This window comes from Actinomadura sp. NPDC049382 (genome assembly GCF_040677125.1).
GTDB classification, from domain to species: domain Bacteria; phylum Actinomycetota; class Actinomycetes; order Streptosporangiales; family Streptosporangiaceae; genus Spirillospora; species Spirillospora geliboluensis.
This window is the reverse complement of sequence record NZ_JBFARO010000102.1, coordinates 1-22020: the sequence shown is the minus strand read 5'-3', so window position 1 is coordinate 22020 and position 22020 is coordinate 1. Positions and strand designations below refer to the sequence as shown.

Annotated in this window: 25 protein-coding genes; 18 read left to right on the top strand and 7 right to left on the bottom strand. The window is 73.2% G+C overall.

The features are described from left to right. Nucleotides 1-15 precede the first annotated feature (15 nt). On the bottom strand, nucleotides 16-732 hold the full coding sequence (locus AB0K34_RS35820; protein ID WP_364553285.1) for a hypothetical protein: 717 nt from the start codon (nucleotides 730-732) through the stop codon (nucleotides 16-18). 565 nt (nucleotides 733-1297) lie between these two features. On the opposite strand from AB0K34_RS35820, the gene AB0K34_RS35815 reads away from it, so the two are divergent. The 14 genes from AB0K34_RS35815 (at nucleotide 1298) to AB0K34_RS35750 (ending at nucleotide 15132) form a co-directional block, all read left to right on the top strand. Continuing rightward, nucleotides 1298-2308, top strand: a complete 1011-nt coding sequence (locus AB0K34_RS35815; protein WP_138642064.1) for a sulfotransferase — start codon at nucleotides 1298-1300, stop codon at nucleotides 2306-2308. A 537-nt stretch (nucleotides 2309-2845) separates the two neighbouring features. After that, entirely contained in the window at nucleotides 2846-3103 is a 258-nt protein-coding gene (locus AB0K34_RS35810) for an acyl carrier protein (protein WP_089326922.1), read from the top strand. Beyond that, on the top strand, nucleotides 3103-3726 hold the full coding sequence (locus tag AB0K34_RS35805; protein WP_138642063.1) for an SGNH/GDSL hydrolase family protein: 624 nt from the start codon (nucleotides 3103-3105) through the stop codon (nucleotides 3724-3726). The genes AB0K34_RS35810 and AB0K34_RS35805 overlap by 1 nt, the downstream gene beginning before the upstream one ends. A 35-nt stretch (nucleotides 3727-3761) precedes the next feature. Beyond that, nucleotides 3762-4592, top strand: a complete 831-nt coding sequence (locus AB0K34_RS35800) for an SGNH/GDSL hydrolase family protein (RefSeq protein WP_364553282.1) — start codon at nucleotides 3762-3764, stop codon at nucleotides 4590-4592. Nucleotides 4593-4655: 63 nt separating this feature from the next. After that, a complete protein-coding gene (locus tag AB0K34_RS35795; protein WP_301176994.1) occupies nucleotides 4656-5126 on the top strand; it encodes a nuclear transport factor 2 family protein in 471 nt (156 codons plus the stop codon). 116 nt (nucleotides 5127-5242) lie between these two features. Next, nucleotides 5243-7159, top strand: coding sequence for an acyl-CoA dehydrogenase (locus AB0K34_RS35790; protein ID WP_364553279.1), 1917 nt, complete (start codon nucleotides 5243-5245; stop codon nucleotides 7157-7159). A 6-nt stretch (nucleotides 7160-7165) separates the two neighbouring features. Then, nucleotides 7166-8980, top strand: coding sequence for a fatty acyl-AMP ligase (locus AB0K34_RS35785; RefSeq protein ID WP_138638505.1), 1815 nt, complete (start codon nucleotides 7166-7168; stop codon nucleotides 8978-8980). A 153-nt stretch (nucleotides 8981-9133) separates the two neighbouring features. Continuing rightward, the gene (locus tag AB0K34_RS35780) at nucleotides 9134-9715 is read left to right on the top strand and encodes a PadR family transcriptional regulator (protein ID WP_364553277.1); all 582 of its coding nucleotides are present in this window, start codon (nucleotides 9134-9136) and stop codon (nucleotides 9713-9715) included. Nucleotides 9716-9826: 111 nt separating this feature from the next. Next, on the top strand, nucleotides 9827-10360 hold the full coding sequence (locus AB0K34_RS35775) for an ATP-binding protein (protein ID WP_138641137.1): 534 nt from the start codon (nucleotides 9827-9829) through the stop codon (nucleotides 10358-10360). A 44-nt stretch (nucleotides 10361-10404) separates the two neighbouring features. Beyond that, a complete protein-coding gene (locus AB0K34_RS35770) occupies nucleotides 10405-10791 on the top strand; it encodes a hypothetical protein (RefSeq protein WP_138641136.1) in 387 nt (128 codons plus the stop codon). Between the two features lie 150 nt (nucleotides 10792-10941). Further along, nucleotides 10942-13647, top strand: coding sequence for a nitrate- and nitrite sensing domain-containing protein (locus AB0K34_RS35765; RefSeq protein ID WP_364553274.1), 2706 nt, complete (start codon nucleotides 10942-10944; stop codon nucleotides 13645-13647). Beyond that, nucleotides 13644-14063, top strand: coding sequence for a roadblock/LC7 domain-containing protein (locus tag AB0K34_RS35760; RefSeq protein ID WP_138641134.1), 420 nt, complete (start codon nucleotides 13644-13646; stop codon nucleotides 14061-14063). Before AB0K34_RS35765 ends, AB0K34_RS35760 begins: the two co-directional genes overlap by 4 nt. Nucleotides 14064-14069: 6 nt before the next feature. Further along, nucleotides 14070-14516 carry a DUF742 domain-containing protein gene (locus AB0K34_RS35755; protein ID WP_138641133.1) on the top strand — a complete coding sequence of 149 codons (447 nt, stop codon included), beginning with the start codon at nucleotides 14070-14072 and terminating at the stop codon, nucleotides 14514-14516. Continuing rightward, nucleotides 14497-15132 carry an ATP/GTP-binding protein gene (locus AB0K34_RS35750; RefSeq protein WP_138641131.1) on the top strand — a complete coding sequence of 212 codons (636 nt, stop codon included), beginning with the start codon at nucleotides 14497-14499 and terminating at the stop codon, nucleotides 15130-15132. The genes AB0K34_RS35755 and AB0K34_RS35750 overlap by 20 nt, the downstream gene beginning before the upstream one ends. A 7-nt stretch (nucleotides 15133-15139) precedes the next feature. On the opposite strand, the gene AB0K34_RS35745 is transcribed toward AB0K34_RS35750, so the two are convergent. After that, on the bottom strand, nucleotides 15140-15625 hold the full coding sequence (locus AB0K34_RS35745) for a helix-turn-helix domain-containing protein (protein ID WP_364553272.1): 486 nt from the start codon (nucleotides 15623-15625) through the stop codon (nucleotides 15140-15142). Nucleotides 15626-15690: 65 nt separating this feature from the next. Here AB0K34_RS35745 and AB0K34_RS35740 point away from each other — a divergent pair, with 65 nt between their 5' ends. Then, complete coding sequence (locus tag AB0K34_RS35740; RefSeq protein ID WP_138641129.1) at nucleotides 15691-17112, top strand: MFS transporter; 1422 nt, start codon at nucleotides 15691-15693, stop codon at nucleotides 17110-17112. 321 nt (nucleotides 17113-17433) lie between these two features. Here AB0K34_RS35740 and AB0K34_RS35735 read toward each other — a convergent pair whose 3' ends face one another. Together AB0K34_RS35735 and AB0K34_RS35730 are read right to left on the bottom strand one after the other, a co-directional pair. Further along, nucleotides 17434-17862, bottom strand: a complete 429-nt coding sequence (locus AB0K34_RS35735; protein WP_364553270.1) for a hypothetical protein — start codon at nucleotides 17860-17862, stop codon at nucleotides 17434-17436. Then, nucleotides 17859-18398, bottom strand: a complete 540-nt coding sequence (locus AB0K34_RS35730) for a DUF2231 domain-containing protein (protein ID WP_364553268.1) — start codon at nucleotides 18396-18398, stop codon at nucleotides 17859-17861. The genes AB0K34_RS35735 and AB0K34_RS35730 overlap by 4 nt, the downstream gene beginning before the upstream one ends. 134 nt (nucleotides 18399-18532) lie before the next feature. On the opposite strand from AB0K34_RS35730, the gene AB0K34_RS35725 reads away from it, so the two are divergent. Together AB0K34_RS35725 and AB0K34_RS35720 are read left to right on the top strand one after the other, a co-directional pair. Then, nucleotides 18533-19231 carry a helix-turn-helix domain-containing protein gene (locus AB0K34_RS35725; RefSeq protein WP_364553267.1) on the top strand — a complete coding sequence of 233 codons (699 nt, stop codon included), beginning with the start codon at nucleotides 18533-18535 and terminating at the stop codon, nucleotides 19229-19231. Between the two features lie 96 nt (nucleotides 19232-19327). Then, nucleotides 19328-19561 carry a DUF3040 domain-containing protein gene (locus AB0K34_RS35720; RefSeq protein WP_301177002.1) on the top strand — a complete coding sequence of 78 codons (234 nt, stop codon included), beginning with the start codon at nucleotides 19328-19330 and terminating at the stop codon, nucleotides 19559-19561. Here the strand turns inward: AB0K34_RS35720 and AB0K34_RS35715 are convergent. Beyond that, nucleotides 19558-19977, bottom strand: coding sequence for a MarR family transcriptional regulator (locus tag AB0K34_RS35715; protein WP_138642119.1), 420 nt, complete (start codon nucleotides 19975-19977; stop codon nucleotides 19558-19560). The genes AB0K34_RS35720 and AB0K34_RS35715 overlap by 4 nt on opposite strands. A 197-nt stretch (nucleotides 19978-20174) precedes the next feature. Here AB0K34_RS35715 and AB0K34_RS35710 point away from each other — a divergent pair, with 197 nt between their 5' ends. Next, nucleotides 20175-21014: a glutamate ABC transporter substrate-binding protein gene (locus AB0K34_RS35710; protein ID WP_240808621.1), complete on the top strand. Its 840-nt coding sequence runs from the start codon at nucleotides 20175-20177 to the stop codon at nucleotides 21012-21014. Between the two features lie 37 nt (nucleotides 21015-21051). Here the strand turns inward: AB0K34_RS35710 and AB0K34_RS35705 are convergent, their stop codons facing one another. Continuing rightward, nucleotides 21052-21627, bottom strand: coding sequence for a hypothetical protein (locus tag AB0K34_RS35705; protein WP_364553265.1), 576 nt, complete (start codon nucleotides 21625-21627; stop codon nucleotides 21052-21054). Then, the coding region (locus AB0K34_RS35700; RefSeq protein WP_364553264.1) for a hypothetical protein at nucleotides 21624-22020 on the bottom strand (397 nt) is incomplete at its 5' end. The genes AB0K34_RS35705 and AB0K34_RS35700, both read right to left, overlap by 4 nt.

Below are 22020 nucleotides of genomic sequence, written 5' to 3'. Positions count from 1 at the left end.
GCGCGGGGTGCGGGGTCAGGGGGACGTACGGCGGGCCAGGTCGGACGCCGTGCCGTGCGGCATCACCCAGAAGAACCGGCCGTCCGGGTCGAAATCGAAGATCAGTGCGGTGCTGCCGGCGGTGAGGTCCTCGGCGGGGTCCGCGAGGTCCTTCGCCGCGCCGGCCACGGGCAGGTCGGACGCGGGCCGCCGCACCTGGACGATCGCGGACGACCCGTCCGGGGCGATCACCTCGGCCTGGCCGAAGTCGGGGCCGACCCGCCCGGTGCGGATGACGCACGGCAGCCCGACGAAGTCGCGCAGCGACGCCCCCGCCTGGTCCTGGAAGACGCGGCGCAGCGGCAGCACGGCGAGGCGCGTCCCGGTCCAGGCCACCACCAGCGCCCCCGTCATGCCGAGGAGCCGCAGGGGGAGGCCGTCGGTGAGCGCCGACGCCGCCAGGCTCACGAACCACGCGAGCGCGATCAGCAGCGACAGCACGACCGTGACCGGGACGCCGCCGAGGCCGACCATCGCGAGCCGCTCGGCGACGAGCCCGTCCCCGTCGGCGTCGCCGCCGTCGGCGCCCCCGGCGCCGGCACCGGCCCCCGTATCGGCATCGGTGCCGGCGCCGAGGAAGTCGACGCCGAGGCCGCCGAGCAGGACGAGCGTCCAGTACCCGGCGACCACCAGGAGAGAGAAGCTGAACAGCGCGGTGGGGAAACCGAACGCGGCGTCGAGGAATTCGCCCATGGAAATGCACGCTCCCGCATCGAGACGTCATTGACCGACCGGGCCGCCGAAAGGGCGTTCCGGTAATGCGAACGGGTTCGCTGAGTGCGCGGGGGAGGTACGCGGTGGATACGCGGTGGATACGCGGAGGGTCGTGCTCAGGTATCCGGGAAGGCGTGCGCCCAGGTGATGTGACTCAGGTCATAGGGCCTGACGTCCCGCGGGCGGGCACGGAGCGGCCGCGCCGGCGCGGCCGGCGGCGCAGAGAAAAAGTGCCGGGGGGTCATCGAACACCCTTCTGGTCGGAGACACATCCTGTCTCGCCGACCAGGCTTCCCGGCACACCGATAGTTACTTTAGCTTATTTCTCGCGGGGAGGGAAGTCTTTAAACGACGGGTCGTCTGATAAGGGTCGCCGGCCGCGCCGTTCACGGCGAAAGTGATGATCCTCGCGGCACCGCGCCGCCCCGTTTTTCGCGTATCCGGGCCCCACGAGGCCCCTGCTCGCCGGGGCTCCGCGGATGTTCAGGTTTCCTTGAGCCGCGCTGGAGCTTCGGCTCAGGTCCCGGGGGTACGTTCGCCCGCCATGACCAGGGAGTCCTGCCGGCCGATCATCGTCCTCGGGTGCCCGCGATCCGGGACGACGCTGCTGCAGCAGATGCTGCACTCGCACCCCGGGATCGCGTTCCCCTCCGAGACGCGGTTCGTCCATGTCGCCTACGAGCGCAGGCACGACTTCGGCGACCTGGAGCAGGAGGCGAACCGGCGGGCGCTGGCCGAGTGGATCACCGGCGGCGCCGACACCAAGTTCCCCGTCCTCGACCTGGACGCGGCGCGCGTCGTCGAGGAGATCGTGCACGGGCCGCCGACGCTCGGGTCGGCGCTGGCGGCGGTCTTCCGCGCCTACGCGCGGCGGCACGGCAAGCCCCGCTGGGGCGACAAGCGGCCGAGCTACTTCCGGCGGGTGCCGATGCTCCAGCGGATGTTCCCGGACGCGCAGTTCGTCCACCTCGTCCGCGACGGCCGGGACGCGGTGAGCTCGCTGATGCGGATGCCGTGGTTCAAGGGCGACCTGTACGCGGCGGCGCTGACGTGGCGGGAGGCGGTCGACACCGGCCGGCGCCTCGGCGAGCGCCTCGGCCCGGACACCTTCTACGAGTTCCGCTACGAGGACCTCGTCGCCGAACCGGAGGACGCGCTGAAGGGCCTGTGCGCGTTCCTCGGCGAGGAGTACGACCCCGTCATGACGCAGGCGTACCGGCACGCGCGCCAGACCGTCCCGTCCTCGCGCAAGTGGCACCTGCGCACGCACGAGGCGCCCAACACCCGCCAGGTCGGCGCGTGGCGCGACCGGATGGCGGACTGGGAGGCGGACCTGGTCGAGCACGTCCTCGCCGACCGGCTGCGCCACCACGGCTACGAGCTGACCGGCGTGCCCCGCCCGGCCGCCGCGCACCTCGCGCGCTTCCACCGGCTCGCGACGCACCGCTGGCGGTCGCGGCACGCGCAGGCCGTCCGGGACCGGCTCGCGGAGGCCCGCGAGCCCAACCCCGTCGTCTCCCGCCTCACCGGCCCGGTGCCCCTGCCCGAGCGGTGACCGGGCGGTGACCGAGCGCTGACCGGCCGCAGACCAGACGCCGGCCGGACGGGCGGCCGCCGCCCCGGCTCTTTACCGGAAGGTGTGAGGACTGACACGGCGGGGTCAGGTGACCCTGTCTCCGGGGCAAGGGGGCCGTCGCGCGGCCCCGATGGACCCGTCTGGCCGGTTGTCCGAAATTCTCATGGAACGTGCCGGGCGGGCCGGCGCCCCGCCGCGGCGCGCCCGCCGGGGAACCGCGCAGGTGGCGTGCCCCGGTGCGCCCCGCGGGGGAGAAGCGGACCGCTGGGGCGGACGGGGACAGCGTTTTCCGATCATGATCGGCTGGGCCCCTTATCGGCAGGGGTTACCCGGCGGTAGCAAAGCGCCGTTTTTACCGCGCCGCTGACTTAATTTACGCGACGGAGACATGGTCGTGTCCGTTCGTTCACATACCGATCTGAGACACGCCCTGCTTTTGGTTGTATCTTGCGTGTTGCTCGTCACTCGATAGCTATCGCGATTGATTCGAGATCCTCTGACATAAGGAGGAGTGCGGTGACCAGTTCGGAAACAATTTCCCACGGCGAGCTGCAATCGTGGCTTCTTGACAGGATCGCCTTCTACCTCGACAGGCCCCCGGAAAACATCGACCCGGCGGTGGAACTCGCCCGCTACGGAGTGGACTCGGTCTACGCGATCAGCATCATCAGCGACATCGAGGACCATCTGCAGGTCGAGGTCGACGTGGCCGAGGCCCGGCGCCGCGAGACGGTGACCGCCCTCACCGACTACCTGCTCGAACTCGTCGCGTGATGGGCGGCCGGCCGGACGACGGGCCCGCGCTGGTCGTCCTCGGCGACAGCGTGGCCGAGGGCCAGGACGATCCGGACCCCGCCGGCGGGTGGCTCGGCTGGGCCGGGCGATTGGCCGCTCACCTGGGCATCCCCCGGGAGCTGATGCTGAACGCCTCCGATCCGGGCGCGACGGTCGAGGACGTGGTCCGCGACCAGCTGCCGGCCGTCCGGCACCTGCGGCCGGACCTGGTGGTGCTCGGCTGCGGCATGAACGACGCGCTGCGCGGCTTCGAGCGGCCGGCGGCGGCGCGGCGGCTGGACGAGCTGTTCGGCTGGGCGCGCGGGCGCGGCGCGGTGGCGCTGGCGATCCCGGTGCCGCGGCCCCCGCTGCTCGACCTGTCCCCGATCTCGCAGTTCCGCAAGAAACGCACCGTCCAGCGCATTCACGACTTCAACGCCGAGCTCGACCGCGTCTCCCGGGACCACGGAATGGCGTTCCCCGATCCGGAGACGGTGGCGAAAGTCGCTGACCGCGCGATGTGGAGTCCCGACGGAATCCACCTTAATCCGGACGGGCACGCCTATGTGGCGGAGGTGATCGCACAGATAGCCGGAGACCTGCTCGGTGAGCGGGTGGGCTGAGCCTCGGGGGCCGATTCCAGCAGTGTGGGAAACAGATGAAGAGACCATTCGCGCTCGCGCGCGTCCCCCAGTCGATGATGCTGATTCCGCTGGCTCCCGTGCTGGCCTTCCAGGCGTGGCGGACGGTGCGCCGGACACCGCGGCTCGACCCCGCCGGCGGGGACGAGCACGGCTTCGTGCAGGGCGCGAACCCCGGCACCGGGCGGCCCGCGTTCCGCGTGGTCGTGATCGGGGAATCCACCGCGGTCGGCGTCGGCGCGTCCCGGCACACCGAGGCGCTGCCCGGCTGCCTGGCCGAGGCGCTGCGCGAGCGGCTCCGGCGCAGCGTCGCGTGGTCGGTCACCGGTGAGAACGGCGCCACCGCCCGGCGGATCACCAGCGGGCTCGTCCCGGCGGCCGGCGGCACCCTCAACGGCACCGCCGGCGGCGCGGGCGGCGGGACGGGCGGCGGCGCGGTCAACGGCACGGCCGGCGGGTGCGCGGCGGATCTCGTCGTCGTCACCGTCGGGATCAACGACCTGATCCGGCGGCGGCCGCTGCGCCGCTGGGCGGCCGACGTCAGCGAGCTGGTCGGCGTCCTGCGCGGCCGGTACGCGGGCGCGACCGTGCTGGTCGCGGGCATGCCGCCGGTGCACAGGTTCCCCGCCATCCCGCAGCCGCTCCGGTACGTGCTCGGCGCCCGCGCGCGGGCGATGGACCGGATCCTGCGGGAGGCGGCCCGGGCGGGCGGGGCGGTCCACGCTCCCATGGACGAGGCGATGGCGCGCGACCGCGGGCTGTTCGCCTCCGACGGATTCCACCCGTCGCCCGCCGGCTACCGGGCCTGGGCGCGCGACCTCGCGCACGCCGTGGCCGCTCCCCACTGAGACGACGCCGGACCGACACGACGCCGGCCCGAGACGGCACGGCGAGCGAAGGGAGCAGTTCGGATGACGGCTGCCGGAACGTTCCGAACGGCGGTGGAGGCCAAGGACCTCGCCGCCGTCACCCGCGCCCTGGACCCGGGCATCGAGTTCCGCAGCCCGGTGATGGTGCGGCCGTATCGCGGCCGCGACGCCGTCACCGCGCTGATCGCGGTGCTGTTCGAGGTCTTCGAGGACTTCCGCTACCTCGACGACCTGGTCAGCCGCGTCCCGGACGGGCCCGGTCCGCCCGCGCAGGCACTGATCTTCGATGCCCGGGTGCTGGGCAAGGAGGTGCAGGGACTCGACTGGCTCAGGTTCGGCGACACGGGACTCGTCACCGGCCTGACGGTCATGGTGCGCCCGCTGCCCGCGGCGATGACGCTCGCCCGGGTGGTGGGGAGGCGGATGGAGGAGGCCGCGGGGGGACCCGCGGCGAACGCCGCCGGGGTGGGCGGCGCGCACGGCTCGGGGGACACGCACGGCACGGCGCCCTAGGGCGCGCCGATCAGCGGGCGCGGCCGACGGCGCGGCCGGACGGCGCGGCCGCTGGAGCCGACCGAGGATCAAAGGGAGTGGAAGGAACGATGGACAGTAAGGTCCCCGCACACCCCGTGAGCCCCGCACGCGCGGTTCCGGCGCTCGCGGACCCCGCCCCCGCCGGGCCGGCGTCCACGGACCCGGCGCCCGCGCGGCCGGCACCGGCACGGCAGGCACCCGACCGGCAGGCACCCGACCGGCAGACCCCCGACCGGCAGGCGTCCGCGCGGCAGGCGTCCGGGAGCCCGCCGCCGCCGGGCCGGGCGCCCGCCGGGCTGTCCCCGGCGCACGGGATCGCCGCCGACCTGGACGGCTACCTCGGCGATCCGATGGACGACGAGGCCGGGCCGTTCTCCTACAAGGCGATCGTGGAGGCCGAGGAGCGCGACGAGCTGCCGCCGGGCGCCGTGGACGCCGTCCGGGCCTGGGGCTTTCCGGCGTACCTGGTGCCGGCCCCGCTCGGAGGACGGCTGTCGACCCTGGAGGAGCTGTTCTTCGTGACCCGCGGCATCTCCCGCCGCAGCGTCACGGTGGCGGTGATGTACGGGTCGGGGCTGCTCGCGGTGAACCCCGTGTGGCTGTGGGGGAACTCCTGGCAGCGCAAGGCGGTCGCCGACGGGGTGCTGCGCGGCGACCTGGCCTGCTTCGGCGTCTCGGAGGCCGACCACGGCAGCGATGTGATGGCGTCGGAGTCGGAGGCCGAGATCCAGGGCGACGAGCTGGTGCTGACGGGCGTGAAGTGGCCGGTCGGCAACGCCACCCGCGGCCGGTTCGTGACCACCTATGCCAGGACCGGCCCGCGCGACTTCTCCCTCATCCTGGTGGACAAGCGGGAACTGGACCCGGCGGTCTGGTCGACGCTGCCGCCCGTCCGGACGGTGGGGCTGCGCGGCCACGACCTGTCCGGCGTCGCGTTCTCCGGGGCGCGGGTCCCGGCCGACCGGGTGATCGGGCGGCGCGGGTCCGGGCTCGTCCAGACGTTGAAGACGCTGCAGATCACCCGGACGGCGATCGCGGCGCTGTCGGTCGGCACGATGGACGCGGTCGTGCGGATCGGGATGGAGTACGCCCGGCAGCGCACCCTCTACGGCTCGGACATCTACAAGATCCCCGTCATCCGGGACCATCTGCTGAAGGCCCATCTGGACCTGCTGATCGCCGAGTGCGTCGCGATCCCGGTGGCGCGCTGCCTGACGGTGGCGCCGGGGCGGCTGAGCCTGTGGTCGTCGATCGTGAAGTACCTCGTCCCCGTGGTGGGGGAGGAGGTCGTGGCGAGCATCGGCACCGTCCTCGCCGCGCGCGGCTACCTGCGCGAGGGCGTGGCGCACGGGGTGTTCCAGAAGCTCCAGCGCGACCACGCGATCGCGAGCATCTTCGAGGGCACCACGCACGTGAACCTGGCGAACGTGGCCGGGCAGCTCCCGTACCTGATCGAGCCGCCCGAGGAGACCGGGCGCGAGGACGAGCTGCTCGCCGACCTGTTCTGCTGGACGCGCACCCCGCCCGCCTGGGAGCCGGACGGGCGGCTGCTCCAGCTCACCAACGAGGGGCGCGACGAGGTCGGGCAGCGGTTCGAGCAGCTCGCCGAGCAGGTCCTGGCGGCGGCGAACGCGCACGCGGCGCCCGGCGTCGCGGCGGAGCTGAAGGACCTCACGTCCAGCATCGGCGGGCTGCGCGCCAAGGTGGAGGAGGGCATCCGGACGAGCGAGGGCGACATCTCCTCGGTCGCCGCGCTCGCCCGCGCCAAGCGGTACTGCGAGCTGCACGCGATGTCGTCGTGCATGCTGACGTGGCTGCACAACAGGCACGCGTTCGGCGGGGCGTTCGCCGACGGCCAGTGGCTCGTGCTGTGCCTGCAGCGGCTGCTCCAGCGCGCGCAGCCCGACGCCGTCCTGTCGGAGGAGTTCCTCCCGTCGCTGGAGGACGTGATGTTCCGCGGCTTCGACGAACGGCGCTGGTTCTCCCTGCTCTCTCTCGCCGAGGACGAGTGATAGGCCGTGTACACGGACTTCGTGTCGCTGGTCCGGGACAACATCCGGACCCACGGTGACGACCGCTCGTTCACCTTCATCAGCGAGGCGTCTTCTTCCGGGGGGCAACCCCCCGCACCCCCCGGGGCCGGGCGCACCTATAAGGAGAACGTGCTCGGGTTCGCCGAACTCGACCGCAAGGCGCGCGCGCTGGCCCGCCGCCTGGAGGCGCGCGGGCTGCGGGACAGGGCCGTCCTGCTGCTGTATCCGGAGGGCCTGGAGTTCATCTCGGCGTTCCTGGGGTGCCTGTACGCGCGCGTCATCGCCGTCCCGGCGCCGCTGCCCGACCTGGACGCGGGACGGTTCGGGCGCACTCGCCGCATCATCGAGGACGCCGACATCGCGCTGATCCTCACCGACACCGCCCACCGGGGCACGCTCGACGCGTGGCTGCGGGCGGCGGGCCTGCGCAGCCGCTTGCACTGCCTCGACACCCAGGCGGGCAAGGACGTCGATCCGGGCGACTGGTCGCCGCCGGAGTTCGGCCCCGACACCCTCGCGTTCCTGCAGTACACGTCCGGCTCGACCAGCGACCCGAAGGGCGTGATGGTCAGCCACGGCAACCTGCTGTGCAACGGCGAGGAGATCAAGCGCCGGATCGAGGGCTCGCCCGACACGATCGGCGTCGGCTGGGTGCCGCACTACCACGACATGGGGCTGGTCGGTCAGTTCCTCCAGCCGCTCTACCTCGCCTGCCGGTACGTGTTCACCTCGCCCATCACGTTCATCAAGCGCCCCGTGCTGTGGCTGGAGCTGATCAGCCGGTACCGGGGCACGATCACCGTGGCGCCCAACTTCGGGTACGAGCTGGCCCTGCGCCGCGTCACCGACCGGCAGCTGGACGGGCTGGACCTGTCGTCGCTGACGGTGGTGAAGAACGGCGCCGAGCCGGTGCGGGCGGCGACCCTGGAGGCCCTCGCCGAGCGGTTCGGCCCGGTCGGGTTCCGGCCCGAGATGTGGATGCCCTGCTACGGGATGGCGGAGACGACGCTGCTCGTCACCGGCGCGCCGCTCGGCGGCGGCCCGGTGATCCGCGACTTCGACGCCGACGCCCTCACCAAGGACGAGGCCGTCCCCGGCACCGGACCGGGGCCCGTACGGCGGCTGGTGAGCAGCGGCCGGCCCGTCACGCTGGACGTGCGGATCGTCGACCCCGACACCCGCGCCGAGCGCCCGGAGGGGCGCGTCGGCGAGATCTGGGTGCGGGGCGGCAGCGTCGCACGGGGCTATTGGGGAAGCGCGGAGGAAAGCGCCGCGACTTTCCGGGCGAGAACGGACTCCGGGAACGGCCCCTATCTGCGTACCGGTGATCTCGGATTCCAGCTCGGCGGCGAACTCTTCGTCACCGGGAGGATCAAGGATCTGATCATTGTCAACGGCCGCAATATCCATGCCCACGACATCGAGGAGGCGGCGCGGGCGGCCCATCCGGCCGCATTGGTCGGCGCCGCGTTCGCCCTCGACGGCGCGCTCGACGGGGGGCCGGACGGCGGGCTGGACGCGGGCCGGGAGCACGTCGTCCTCGTCCAGGAGATCAGCACGCGGGCGGCCGCGGGCACGCCCCTGGACGAGCTGGCGGCGCTCCTCAAGGCCCGTGTGGCACGGGCGTTCGAGCTGCCTGCGGTGAGCGTCGTGCTCGCCGCGCGCGGCACCGTGCGCCGCACCACGAGCGGCAAGATGCAGCGCCGGCTGACCCGCGAGGCGTTCCTCGCCGGGGAGATCACCGCACTCGCGGACGACCTCGAACCGGGCGTCGCGGAACTCCGGCGGGCCCCCGCATGACCGCCGCCCGCACGGCCGTCATGACCCCCATGACCTGCAATTCCGAAGATCCAGAAATTCCCCTCGACCAATCCTAGTCAAAAGCATGACTAATCATGTCTTTGTCTGATAACGTCGGTCGCAACCCTGAGTCAAGGCGGGGAGAGAAGGCCGATGGCGCTACGTCACGCGGTGCTGGCGGCGCTGCTCGACGGCGAGTACAGCGGCTACCAGCTGGCCAAGATCTTCGATTTGTCGGTCTCCAACTTCTGGCATGCCGTACCGCAGCAGCTCTACTCGGAGCTGTCGAGGTTGGAGACGGAGGGCCTGATCCGCGGACGGCAGATCATCCAGCACGACCGTCCCAACAAGCGGGTGTACACGGTCACGCGGGCCGGCGTCGACGAGCTCGAACGGTTCGCCGAGACGCCCGCGAAACCCGGGATCATCCGCGAGAACCTGCTCGTGATGGTCCAGGCCGTGGACCACATCTCCGCCGCGTCCGTCATCGCGCAGCTCGAGGACAGGGCGGTCGCGGCCGCCGCCAAGGTCGAGGTCTTCGAGCGCACCCTCAAGCACCTGCGCGGCGACATGGACGAGGAGGCGTTCCTGCGCACCGGGACGCCGCTCGGTCCGTACCTCACCTGCCTGCGGGGCCGCCGCTTCGAGCAGGAGAACTACGAGTGGTTCACCAGTACCGCCCGGCTGCTGCGCAGCCGGGTGGGCACCCAGGCCGAGGAGGGCGAGCCGTCATGACGGCCTCCTCGAACACGGCGCCGCACGCGCCGACCCCCCACGCCCTCACCAGCCCCGCACCCCGGCCGGGCTGGGCCCGGGCGACACGCCTTAGTCAAGGAGGCGTTCACCATGTCGGGCGAACACCACACCATCGAACTCCCTAGCAGCCCACTCCCCAACACACTCCCCGGCGACGCGCTCACCACCGGCACGGCCACGACGGCACCGCCGCACGGCCTGCCCACGATCGACGAACCGCCCCCGCAGCTGCTGGGCGAGCTGACGCTGCCCGCCGAACGGGAGTCCGTGCCGCGGGCGCGGCGGTTCAGCCGGTCCGTCACGGCCGCCTCCGGCATCGCGCACATCCGCGACGACGCCGAGGTCCTGGTCTCCGAGCTGGTCACCAACGCCGTCCGGCACGCGACGGGCTCCACGCTCCGGCTGCGGCTGCTGCGCGCCGGCACCCGGCTCCGCGTCGAGGTGCACGACCAGGGCGGCGGCGTCCCCCGGCCGCGCCAGGTCGACCTCATGGAGGAGACGGGACGGGGCTGGTTCCTCGTCGCGGTCATGGCCGACGGGCACGGCACCGAGCACACCCCGGCCGGAAAGTCGGTGTGGTGCGAAGTGCGCGCCTGGCCGCGGGACGAGTACCCCGGGCACTGAGCACCCCCCTTTCGCAGACCCCCGGTTCGGCGAATGGAAGTGCCATGCCCGAATACGCGCCTGCTGACCGCCGTCCCCCGCGCTACCACCGGTCGGACGGGACCCCGGCCACCGCAGAGGAGGCCCAGCGGCTGCTGCTGGACGTGCGGGGGCGCCTGCTCGCGCAGGACGTCATCCGCGTCGGCGCCGCCGTCGTGGTCGTCTCGACCTGGTTCACCGTCGTCGACCTCGGCATCGCCGCGAACGGCCGGCCGCTGCTGTGGCAGACGCTCGTGTCCGACCACGCGATGCACGCCGACATCGGGCAGTACACGTCCCGGGAGCAGGCGGCGCGCGGCCACGCGGAGGCCGTCGCCATGATCTCCGGCCGGCTGCGCGGGCTGGTCGCCCGCGCGGCCATGGACGAGGTACGCCCCCAAGCGAGGACATGACCCCGCGAGGAGATGATCCGTGAGGACCTGACCTCGTGAGGACCTGACCCCGCACCGACGCGAGCACGACGACCCCGCTCTCCGTCCCCGCATCCCCCCACGACACGGGCCGGCGCACCCGGCCCGTCCCCGGCATGAGGTTGTGATCAGATGGCCTCGAAGACACCCCGCGACGGCGTCCCCGGCGGCAGGCCCCGCCGGCGGCGCCCGATCCGCCTGCGGATCACGGCGCTGCTGCTGGTGCCGCTGGTGTCGCTCATCACCCTGTGGGCGTTCGCCGCGAACATCACGCTCGGCGACGCCTTCGACAAGTACGACTTCTCGACGACGTACGAGAAGATGGGCCTGCCCGGCCTCTACCTGGTGAACCAGCTCCAGGCCGAGCGGTCGCTCAGCGTCGCCGCGCTCGTCTCCCGCGACGCCGGGGCCAAACAGAAGCTCGGCGCGCAGCGCGCCCGGGTCAGCGCGGTCGAGAAGTCCTTCCGCGGGACGGCGCTGTCGGCCGACGCGCAGGACGCGGCGCAGCCCGAGACGAAGAAGCGCCTCGCCGAGGCGATCAAGGCGCTGGACGGGCTGCCGCGGCTGCGCGGCGAGGTCGACTCCGGCAAGACCGCGCCGCTCGACGTCATCAACTCCTACAGCACGATGCTCGACCAGGTCATCAAGGTCTTCGACGGCCTGGTGACGGTCAACGACGTCGCGATCCTCACCCAGGGCCGCGCGCTGATCGGCATCGGCAACGCCCGCGCCTACATGCTGCGCCAGGACTCGCTCGTCACCGCCGCGATGGCGCGCAACGGCCGGCTCACCCGGGCCGAGCACACCGCGTTCGTCCAGTGGGCGGCGGAGGGCCGGCGCGAGTTCGAGGCCGGCCTCGCCGACCTCGACGAGCAGATCCGCGCGCCTTTGAGCGCGCTCGCCGCGTCCGAGCAGTTCCAGCGGTACCGGGCCGCCGAGACCGCGATCGTGGACGCGCGCGGCGACCGGCTGCCGCCCGAGGCGGCCGACTGGCAGGCCACCACCCAGCTGCTGTCGCAGGCGTGGGGCCAGCGGGTCCAGCAGGCGAGCCTCGCGCTGAACGAGCTGGCGAAGCCGATCGGCGAGCGGATCGTGATGCGGCTCGTCCTCGCCGGCGGGTTCGGGCTGCTCGCGGTCATCGCCTCGATCGTGCTGTCGCTGCTCGCCGCCCGCAGCCTGTCCCGCGAGCTGCGCGGGCTGCAGCGCGCCGCGCTGGACCTCGCCGAGGACCGGCTGCCCGGCGTCGTCGCCCGGCTCCGGCGCGGCGAGGAGGTCGACGTGGACGCCGAGGCGCCGCCGCTCGTCATCGGCAAGACCAAGGAGGTCGCGCGGGTCGGCGACGCGTTCACCAAGGTGCAGCGCACCGCGATCGACACCGCCGTCCGCGAGTCGTACCTGCGGCAGGGCATCAGCCGCGTGTTCCTCAACGTCGCCTGGCGCAGCCAGTCGCTGCTGCACCGCCAGCTCCGGATGCTGGACGAGATGGAGCGCGGCGCGTCCGACCCGAAGGCCCTGGAGGACCTGTTCCGGCTCGACCACCTCACCACCCGCATGCGCCGGCACGCCGAGGGCCTGGTCATCCTGTCCGGGACGACCCCGGGCCGCGGCTGGAGCCGGCCGGTGCACGTCGAGGACGTGCTCCGCGCCGCCGTCGCCGAGGTCGAGGACTACACCCGCGTCGAGGTCGTGGTCGTCTCCGGGCGGGCCGCGCTGATCGGCGAGGCCGTCGCCGACATCATCCACCTGCTCGCCGAGCTGATCGAGAACGCCACCGTGTTCTCGCCCGCGCCGACCGAGGTGCTGGTGCGCGGCGAGATGGGCGCCAACGGGTTCGCCGTCGACGTCATCGACCGCGGCATCGGCCTCGACCAGTCCGAACTGGACGCGCTGAACCTGCGGCTGTCGCGGCCGCCGGAGTTCGACCTGGCCGTCACCGACCGGCTCGGGCTGTTCGTCGTCGCCCGGCTCGCCGGACGGCACGGCATCAGGGTCGCGCTCCAGCCGTCGCTGTACGGGGGCGTCAGCGCGGTCGTGCTGATCCCGCGCGAGCTGATCGTGGACGTCGACCAGCCGGAGGACGAGGACGGGCAGGCCGCCGGGCCCGGCGGCGACGTCCCGGTCGCCGGGGGAGCCGGGCGGAACGGGCACGCTTCGCTGAACGGGTCGACGCGGCAGTGGCCCACGCCGCCCGGGTCGTCGTCCACGGCGATGCTGAACGCGCCGGTGTACGACGCGCCGCCCGCTCCGCCGCCCGTCCAGGAGACCCCGCCGCCCTATGACCCGGCGCCCGCCTATGAGGCGCCCCAGTACGACCCGGCGCCGACCTACGAGAGCACGGCGCCCGACGCCCCGGCGTCCCCGGAGGACGGGCCGGAGCCCGGCGCGACGGTGGGGTTCAACGCCTACGACGGAACCGAGACCCCGACGTCGTACGGCACCCCACCGTCGTACGGGGCGCGGCCCGGGCCGCCGCCCGCGTTCGACGCGACGCGGCCGTTCCAGGCCGCGGGCCCGCGCATCCCCGCCTACGGCCACGACCCCTACGCCGACGCCGGCCGCTACGAGGCGCCCGCGTCGTTCGGGGACGCGCAGGTGCAGGCGGGCGGCGGGCGCGCCCCGCTGCCGCGCCGCGTGCGGGGCGGCAACCTGGCGCCGCAGCTGCGCGACCAGGACGGCTTCGACGAGCCGCCCGCCGTGCCGCCCGAGGACGCGGTCGCGGCCTGGGAGGAGCGCTCGGCGGAGGCGTCGCGGGACCTGTTCGCCTCCCTGCAGGCCGGCTGGCTGCGGGGCAGGGACGAGGACGAAGGACCGGCCGACGGCATGGAGGGAAGATCATGACCCAGCAGGGAGTCGCCGCCGAGCTCAACTTCCTCCTCGACGACCTCGTCGACCGGGTTCCGCAGATCCGCAAGGTCGTGGTGCTGTCCCGGGACGGGCTCGTGATGGGCAAGTCGCGCGGCGTCGGCCGCGAGGACGGCGAGTACCTCGCGGCGCTGGCCGCCGGGTTCCACAGCCTCGCGATCGGCGCGAAGCCGCAGCTGGAGTCCGGCGAGATCCGGCAGACGCTCATCGAGATGGACCAGGGCCTGTTCTTCGTGGTGCCCGCCGGGGCCAACAGCTGCCTGGCGCTGCTCAGCGAGGTCGGCGCGAACGCGGGCCTCGTCGCCTACGAGATGACGATGCTGGTCAAGCGCGTCGGGCGGCAGCTGTCCACCGGACTCAGGCAGGGCGCCGCCGGACCCGGACCCAGGTGACCCGCCATGGACCCCAGTGACGTGCCCGGAGCTCCCCGGGGTCCCGGGCGGGAATGGGGCCGCGAGCGGTGGCTCGACGCCGCCGCCGGGCCCATCGTCCGCCCCTACGCGGTGACGCGCGGCCGGACCCGGCCGACCGGCGAGCCGCTCGACATCGTGGCGATCCTCGTCGCGACCGGGCGGCGGCCGGCCGATCCGGGCCGGCTGTCGCGCCAGCAGCGCCGGCTGCTGGCGCTGTGCCGCCGCCCGCACGCCCTCGCCGACCTCGCCTCGGACCTGAACCTGCCGCTCGGCGTGATCCGGGTGCTGGCCGGCGACCTGATCGACTCGGGCCTCGTGGACGTCCAGCGGTGGTCCACGCCGTCCTCGCCGACCGGGCAGCCGGCGGCGGTCCCCCCGCACACCGACCAGAACCTGCTCAGGATGGTGCTCGATGAACTCCGTGCACTCTGATTCACCGCCCCCCGCCGCCGCCGAGCCCGCCGACGACCGGGAGGACGGCCCGCGCGTCGCGCTGAAGATCCTCGTCGCCGGCGGGTTCGGCGTCGGGAAGACGACGCTGGTGGGCGCGGTCAGCGAGATCCGGCCGCTGCGCACCGAGGAGGCGCTGACCGACGCGAGCGTCGGCGTCGACGACCTCGACGGCGTCGCCGCCAAGACCACCACGACGGTGGCGATGGACTTCGGCCGCATCACGCTGCGCGACGGCGTCGCGATCTACCTGTTCGGGACGCCGGGCCAGGAGCGGTTCTGGTTCATGTGGAACGAGCTGTCGCGGGGCGCGCTCGGCGCGGTCGTGCTCGCCGACACGCGGCGGCTGACGGCGAGCTTCGCCTCGATCGACTACTTCGAGCGGAAGGGCACCCCGTTCGTCGTCGCGGTGAACTGCTTCGACGACGCCGACCGGTACGACCCGGCGGAGATCCAGACGGCGCTGGACATCGACCCGCACGTGCCCGTCCTGCTGTGCGACGCGCGCCGGACGGTGTCGGCGAAGCAGGTGCTGGTGTCGCTGGTCGAGCACGCGCTGCGGCTCGCCGGCGGGGCGAGCCCCCGCCGGACCGGCTGATCCGCCGCTACTCCTCCTCGAGGGCGGGCGGGCCCATGACGATCTCGTCCACCCCGACGTCGTGGCCGTCCGCGCACCGGACCTGCGCCGTGACGCGCTCGCCGCAGCGGGCATGCGTCAGCATGACCTGGCGCCCCTCCTCGTGGGGCAGGTAGGTCTCGCCCCACTCCATGAGGCTGACGAGGGTGGGCGCGAGGTCCAGGCCCATCTTCGTCAGGTGGTACTCGTAGCGCGTGCGCTGGCCGGGCTCCTGGTACGGCTCCCGGGTGAGCAGCCCCGCCTTGACGAGGTGGCGCAGGCGGGCGGTGACGGCGGACTCGGTCATGCCGAGGTTGCGCACGAAGTCGCCGAAACGATTGGTCCCGAAGAACGCCTCGCTGAGCACCAGCACCGCCGACGGCGGGCCGAGCGCGGCGAGGGTCCGGGCGACCGGGCAGTTCTGCATGGACCACGCGTCGCGGTCGGCGAAGTGCCCCTCAAGTGCGATTGTCACGCCTCCACTATAAACCTGCTGACTTTGCTTGACCAAAGTCAGGTCGGGCGCTAGCGTCCCTGACTATGGTGGAACAAAGTCAGGTACGCACCGGCCCCGTCCTCGCGGTGCTCTCCGTCGCCTCCTTCATGGCGGGCCTCGACCTGTTCATCGTCAACGTGGCCTTCGACGACATCGGCCGCGACTTCGCCGGCACCCCGATGGCCGACCTGTCCTGGGTGCTCAACGGCTACGCGATCGTGTTCGCCGCACTGCTCGTCCCGCTCGGCCGGCTCGCCGACCGGTACGGGCGCAAGGCCGGGCTCGTCCTCGGCCTGACCGTCTTCACCGTCGCCTCCCAGGCGTGCGCCGCCGCGCCCGACCTGTGGTGGCTCGTCGGCTTCCGCGTGCTGCAGGCCGCCGGGGCCGCCGCGCTCATCCCCACCAGCCTCGGCCTGCTGCTGTCGGCCTTCCCCGCGGCCAGGCGCGGCGGCGCGGTGCGGATCTGGTCCGCCGCGTCCGCGCTCGCCGCCGCGGCCGGCCCCGCCGTCGGCGGTGTCCTGGTGGACGTCTCCTGGCGCTGGGTGTTCGAGGTCAACGTTCCCATCGGGATCGCCGCGGTGCTGCTCGCGGTGCGGCTCGTCCCCGACTCCCGCGAGGGCGCCACCGCCCGCGTCCCCGACCTGCCCGGCACGGCGGTGCTGACCGCCGCGATCGCGCTGCTCGCGCTCGGCCTGGTGAAGATCAACGACTGGCCCGCCGAGCACACCGTCCTCGTCGTGGGCGCCGCCCTGCTCGGCCTGGCCTGGTTCTGGCTGCGCTCGCTGCGGCACCCCGCCCCGGTCATCGAGCCCGCGCTGCTCGCCGTCCGCACCTTCTTCTGGTCGAACGCCGCGGTCCTGCTGTTCACCGTCGCGTTCGCCGCCAACCTCCTGCTCGGCGTGCTGTGGATGCAGCAGGTCTGGCACTACTCGCCCATCAGGACCGGGCTCGCCGTCGCGCCCGGCCCGCTGATGGTGCCCGTCATGGCGCTCGTCGCCGGCCGGCTGGCCGCCGCCCGCGTCCCCGTCGGTCTGATCACCGCCGCCGGGTGCATGCTGTGCGCGTTCGGCGTCGTCATGATCGCGATGAGCCTCGGCCCGGCACCGGCCTACGCCACCCAGCTGCTGCCGGGCTGGCTCATCGGCGGGACGGGCGTCGGCCTCGCCCTCCCCACCATCCTGTCGGCCGCCGCCGTGGAACTGCCGCCGCACCGCTACGCCACCGGCAGCGCCGTGGTGAACATGAGCCGCCAGATCGGCACCGTCCTCGGCGTGAGCCTCGCCGTCGCCGCCCTCGGCACCCCGCGAGGCTGGCCCGACGCCCACACCGCCTACACGAACGCCTGGCTGATGGTCGGCGGGTTCATGGTGATCGCAGCGATCGCCGCCCTTGGCATGACCCCGCGCCGCCCGCAGCCCTCCCCAACCGTCCCCGAGCCAGAGAAGGAAGTGGTCGCCGGCACCTAACCCCCGCCTTGCAGAGAACCGCAGAACCCGGGCATCGGACGAAGCCTTGACCCGGACCGAAAGGCCCGGTTCGCCCGACCGCCCGACACACAGCAGGCACCTCAATCCGGAGAGGTGCCTGCTGTATTCATTGTCCTGCCCTTGGCGGTCGGGCCTTGGAGGCCCTCCCTTCGGCGGGCAGAACGTGCGATTGCTGCATCGCTCCGGCTCGCCTTGCGGCTCGCTGCGCGATCAGGTTCTTGCTTCGCTCGAACCTGCCTTCGGTCGCAATCGCGACGGTCCCGGTCTGTGCGGGGTTGATGTGGTGGCCGGGGTTGTCGGTCAGGATTGCAGGGCGGACAGGACTACCAGGGCTAGGGTCGCCACTGCGAAGAGGCCGTGGCCCAGGACGACCGGGACGGGGAAGGCGCGCTCGGGCGGGGTGGCGGCCTGGGCGGAGCCGGGGGCGCCGGCGGTGCGGACGGACGGGGTGCGGGTCACCGACAGCCAGCGGAAGAACATCACGAAGCCGAGCAGTGCCACCGGCAGCAGCAGGCCGAAGGCCGTCCAGGCGAGGGCGGCCGCGTCGGCGAACAGGTAGATGATCCAGACCACCAGGCCGGCGGCGGCGAGCAGGAAGTGGCCGAAGATCACCGGGACGGGGAGGCGGGACGTGCCGCCGCGGACGCCGCCGCGGGCGATCCAGGTGCCCAGCATGTAGAAGCCGCCGAGGGCGGTGATCAGCCAGGTGACGAGTGCGGCGATGCTCATGGTCGTTCTCCTTGGTCGGCGGTGGGCCGGGATGTGCGGGCGAAGCCCTCGGACTGGGTCTGCTCGTCGGCGACGCGGACGCCGTAGCGGTAGGCGAGCCTGCCGCCCAGGACGCCGGACACGGCCAGGGCCGCCAGGGACACCGCCGACAGGGCGATCGGCCCCGGGGAGACGGGTCCGGTGACGTCCCCGTAGCGCCAGCCGAAGCCGCCCGCGTAGGCGGCGGTGACGGCGAGGTTGAGGGACATGTGGACGAGCGCGGTGCGGAAGGCGCGCGTCCCCGGCGGGACGGCGAGCAGGTCGAGGAACCCGGTCGCCGCGGCGGCGAGCGCCCCCGCGATGCCCAGCCCGATGAGCCACAGCGAGCCCCTGGCCAGGAAGTCCGGGTCGCCGACCAGGTGCGAGGCGGCGTCGAACACCAGGCTGCCCACCCACGCCCCGATCGGCACGGTCACGAGGGCCGGGTGCAGGGGGTGGCCGTAGCTCCCGGCGAGCGCGCTCACCGGGCGTTTCGACTGCCGCTGCGGATCGTCCATGACGACCTCCTATTTCACCAACAAGTATTGGTGTTATAGCAGGAGCGCGTCAACGGTGGCGAGGTCGGTGGGTATGTCATCTTGGTTTAGACCGATTTTTGGGTGTTAAGGTGATCGCCGGTTAGGGTGGTGGGGTGACTTCGGACTCCGCCGGGCTGGAGGCCGCCGCGATCCTCAGCGACGACCTGCGGCGCCGGATGTACGCGTTCATCCGCGCGGCGAGGGCGCCGGTGACCCGGGACGAGGCGGCGGCGAGCGTCGGCATCTCCCGGAAGCTGGCCGCCTTCCACCTCGACAAGCTCGTGGACGCCGGGCTGCTGTGCGCCCGCTACGCCAACCCGTCCGGCGTGCGGCGGGTGGGCCGGGCGCCCAAGGTGTACGAGCCGTCCGGGCTCGACGTGCGGGTCAGCATCCCGCAGCGCGAGCACGGGCTGCTCGCGGGCATCCTGCTGGACGCCGTGCGCGGGCAGGAGCCGGGGGAGAGCGGGCAGGACGCGGCGCTGCGGGCCGCCGGCGAGCGGGGCCGCGCGCTGGGCGAGGCGGAGCGCCGGCCCGTCCGCGGTGGGCGGCTCGGCACCGAGCGCGGTCTCACGCGCGCGCAGGAGGTCCTGGAGCGGCACGGGTTCGAGCCCGAGCGGGAGAGCCCGGAGCGGCTGCGGCTGCGCAACTGCCCGTTCCATCCCATGGCGGCGGACGATCCGGGCCTGGTGTGCGGGATGAACCACGCCTTTCTGTCCGGTGTGGTGGACGGCCTCGGCGCGTCCGGCGTCCAGGCCGCGCTCGCCCCGCAGGAGGGCTACTGCTGCGTCGAGTTCGGCCCGCGCGACGCGTAATCTGCCCGGTTCGTATCGGCTTGCGATTGATTCGGACGATAGATCTTGCTTCTCCCGGTTACGCCAGTCAGGAAGGTCTAACCGGAGGAGCGAGCGATGAGCCTGCCGTTGCACGAGAGCCGCGTTCTCGCGCTCATCGAGATGGGACTGTGCCGAGACGACCGGGAGCTCGCGGCCCGGTTCGCGATGTTCAACCGGTTGGCGGCGGGTGAACCGCCGCCCCGCCGGGAGGATCTCGAACCGAACCGGCGGCTGTGCTGGATCCTGACGGCGGTGCTCGTGGTGTCGGTCGCCGTGCTGGGCGCGATCACCGCCGCGGTGGCCGGTTAGCCCCCTTCGAGGGTCTTCAGCTCGGCGGTCAGCCGGTCGAGGATCGGCGCGAGGTCGCGCAGTTCCGCGAGGTGCACGCGGGTCAGCTCGGCCAGGACGCGCTCGGCGGCGCCGGTCAGCCGCACCCGCATCACCCGGTTGTCGTCCGGGTCGCGCTCGCGGACGACGAGGCCGCCGTGCTCGGCCCGGTTGATCAGCTCGACGGCGCTGTGGTGGCGCAGCAGCAGGTAGTCGGCGAGGTCCCCGATGGTGGGCGGGCGCGCGGCGGCGTGCCCCTTGACGGCGAGGAGCAGCTGGTGCTGGGCCGGCGTCAGCCCGGCGGCGCGCGCCGCCTCCTCGCTCCAGCGCAGATAGCGCCGCAGCCCGGTGCGGAAGGCGAGCAGCGCCGTGAACTCCTCCTGGCTGAGCTGCTGCACGCGTACCCCGTCCCTGGAGGTGAGAGTCCGGTCTGTGGTGCTCCGATGCTACTTCACCCTGCGTGTTCGGGACTCTGCGTGTTCGGGCCGGGCGGCGTCCGCCGCACTTCGGCCGAACCCGTGACGATCACCGTGGGGGGAAATAGAGTGCCCCTACCGAATTCCCGGGCTGCTCCGGTTCTGAGTGCAACGCCCGAATGGTCGACTCGCTGGAGGTTCGGGGGATGGGCATGGGGCGGACGCTCGCGGCGGTGCTGCTGGCCGCCGGGCTGCTCGCGGGCTGCGGGCGGGGCGCGGACGAGTCGCTGCTCGACAAGTCGACGCTGGTGGTCGGCGTCCGGCCGGACCTGCCGGGGCTCGGGCTGCGGCATCCCGACGGCGAGTTCGAGGGGTTCGACATCGACGTCGCCCGGTACGTCGGGCGGCGGCTGGGGAAGAAGATCGAGTTCACCCAGGTGCTGGCGTCCGAGCGGCTTCCGGCGCTGACGTCGGGCCGCGCCGACCTCGTCCTCGCGACGCTGTCGGTGACGCCCGAGCGCAAGACGCGGGTCGCGTTCGCGGGCCCGTACTACATGTCCTACCAGGACGTCCTCGTGCGGACGGACGAGCGCGGGGTCAAGGGCATCCGCGATCTGAGCGGGCGCCGGTTCTGCGCCGTCGAGGGCGCGGACCCGATCCTGCGGCTCCGCGCGCTGAGCGGGATGACGGCCCGGACCGTCCCCGCCAAGAGCTACGACGAGTGCATGCGCATGATCAAGGCGCGCACGGTGGACGCCATCACCACCAACGACGTGATCCTCGCCGGGCTCATCCGCCGCGAGGGCGGCGGCTTCCGGCTGGTGAACGCCCGGATCAGCGAGCAGAACACCGGCATCGGGATCCGCCAGGGCGACACCGACGGCTGCGAGGCGCTCAACCGGGTCATCACCCGGATGTACCAGGACGGCACGGCGGAGCGGCTGGCGGAGAAGTGGTTCGGCGGCACCGGCCTCGACCTGTCGATCATCGAGGTGCCGCAGTTCGAGGGCTGCGTCTAACCGGCTGCGTCTGACCGGCTGCGTCTGACCGGCGGGTCTAGCCGGCGGCGGCCAGGATGCCGTGCAGCCGCGCGGCGCGGCCGCCGGCGATGGCGCCCTCGCGGGCGCGGGTGGAGATCTTCCGCCGGAGGGCGGCGACGTCCGCGCGGCGGCGGTCGAGCGGGGAGTGGCGGCGCTCCAGCATGGCGTCGATCACGTTGGCCAGGTCGAGGCCGACGTCGTCGCGGACGTCGCCGGCCGCGACGCCCTGGTCCACCGACGCGCGCAGCCTGACCAGCGCCTCGTCGATGAGGAGGCCGGGCGGGACACGCTCCCGCGGCGGGCTGCCGGAGGGCGGCTCGGAGGGCGTTCCGGCCGGTGCGGCGGCCGGTGGCGAGGAGGGCGGCGGGGACGGGGTCTTCGTCGCGGGCGGGGAGGCGGCCTGCAGCGGGAGGAGGCGGCCGGTGGAGCCGTCCGGGCCGGCGAGCGCGTCGCCGATCCCGGCGACCAGGACGGCGGCGGCGACGGCCGTGGCGGCGGCGCCCGCGAGCGCCAGCCACGGGATCCGCGGGCCGCGCCGGGGGTGGCGGACCTCCTCCCGGCGCCAGCCGCCGGGGTCCGGCTCGGCGCTCATGCGGCGATGGTCGCGAGGACGCGGTTCAGCTCGTCCGCGAGGCCGGGGCTGAGCGCGTTCTCGCGCCGCCGGGTGGCGATCTTGGCGTGCAGCAGGGCGATCCGGCGGCCGACGTCCACGTCCCGGTCGGCGGTGAGGTCGTTCTCCAGGTTCGTGATCACGTTGGTGAGGTCGAGCGCGACGTCGGAGCGGATCTGGCCGGAGGCGTACCCGCGGCTGACGATCGGCCGCAGCCGGCCGAGCGCGCCGCGCACCCGCGTCCCGGACCGCTCGGCGGGCTCGGCGGCGGGCGGGCGCCGGGGCGCCGTGGTCCAGAAGCTCAACCTCTTCACCGGGCTCGTCCAGGGTCGGCTGCGCCGTGCTTGAGGCGCCGCACGCCCCGGCGGCGCCCGG

Coding starts and splice junctions, on each gene's coding strand:
- AB0K34_RS35820 (WP_364553285.1), bottom strand. CDS start 732: ATGGGCGAATTCCTCGACGCCGCGTTCGGTTTCCCCACCGCGCTGTTC.
- AB0K34_RS35815 (WP_138642064.1), top strand. CDS start 1,298: ATGACCAGGGAGTCCTGCCGGCCGATCATCGTCCTCGGGTGCCCGCGA.
- AB0K34_RS35805 (WP_138642063.1), top strand. CDS start 3,103: ATGGGCGGCCGGCCGGACGACGGGCCCGCGCTGGTCGTCCTCGGCGAC.
- AB0K34_RS35800 (WP_364553282.1), top strand. CDS start 3,762: ATGAAGAGACCATTCGCGCTCGCGCGCGTCCCCCAGTCGATGATGCTG.
- AB0K34_RS35795 (WP_301176994.1), top strand. CDS start 4,656: ATGACGGCTGCCGGAACGTTCCGAACGGCGGTGGAGGCCAAGGACCTC.
- AB0K34_RS35780 (WP_364553277.1), top strand. CDS start 9,134: ATGGCGCTACGTCACGCGGTGCTGGCGGCGCTGCTCGACGGCGAGTAC.
- AB0K34_RS35775 (WP_138641137.1), top strand. CDS start 9,827: ATGTCGGGCGAACACCACACCATCGAACTCCCTAGCAGCCCACTCCCC.
- AB0K34_RS35770 (WP_138641136.1), top strand. CDS start 10,405: ATGCCCGAATACGCGCCTGCTGACCGCCGTCCCCCGCGCTACCACCGG.
- AB0K34_RS35765 (WP_364553274.1), top strand. CDS start 10,942: ATGGCCTCGAAGACACCCCGCGACGGCGTCCCCGGCGGCAGGCCCCGC.
- AB0K34_RS35760 (WP_138641134.1), top strand. CDS start 13,644: ATGACCCAGCAGGGAGTCGCCGCCGAGCTCAACTTCCTCCTCGACGAC.
- AB0K34_RS35755 (WP_138641133.1), top strand. CDS start 14,070: ATGGACCCCAGTGACGTGCCCGGAGCTCCCCGGGGTCCCGGGCGGGAA.
- AB0K34_RS35750 (WP_138641131.1), top strand. CDS start 14,497: ATGAACTCCGTGCACTCTGATTCACCGCCCCCCGCCGCCGCCGAGCCC.
- AB0K34_RS35740 (WP_138641129.1), top strand. CDS start 15,691: ATGGTGGAACAAAGTCAGGTACGCACCGGCCCCGTCCTCGCGGTGCTC.
- AB0K34_RS35735 (WP_364553270.1), bottom strand. CDS start 17,862: ATGAGCATCGCCGCACTCGTCACCTGGCTGATCACCGCCCTCGGCGGC.
- AB0K34_RS35730 (WP_364553268.1), bottom strand. CDS start 18,398: ATGGACGATCCGCAGCGGCAGTCGAAACGCCCGGTGAGCGCGCTCGCC.
- AB0K34_RS35720 (WP_301177002.1), top strand. CDS start 19,328: ATGAGCCTGCCGTTGCACGAGAGCCGCGTTCTCGCGCTCATCGAGATG.
- AB0K34_RS35710 (WP_240808621.1), top strand. CDS start 20,175: ATGGTCGACTCGCTGGAGGTTCGGGGGATGGGCATGGGGCGGACGCTC.
- AB0K34_RS35705 (WP_364553265.1), bottom strand. CDS start 21,627: ATGAGCGCCGAGCCGGACCCCGGCGGCTGGCGCCGGGAGGAGGTCCGC.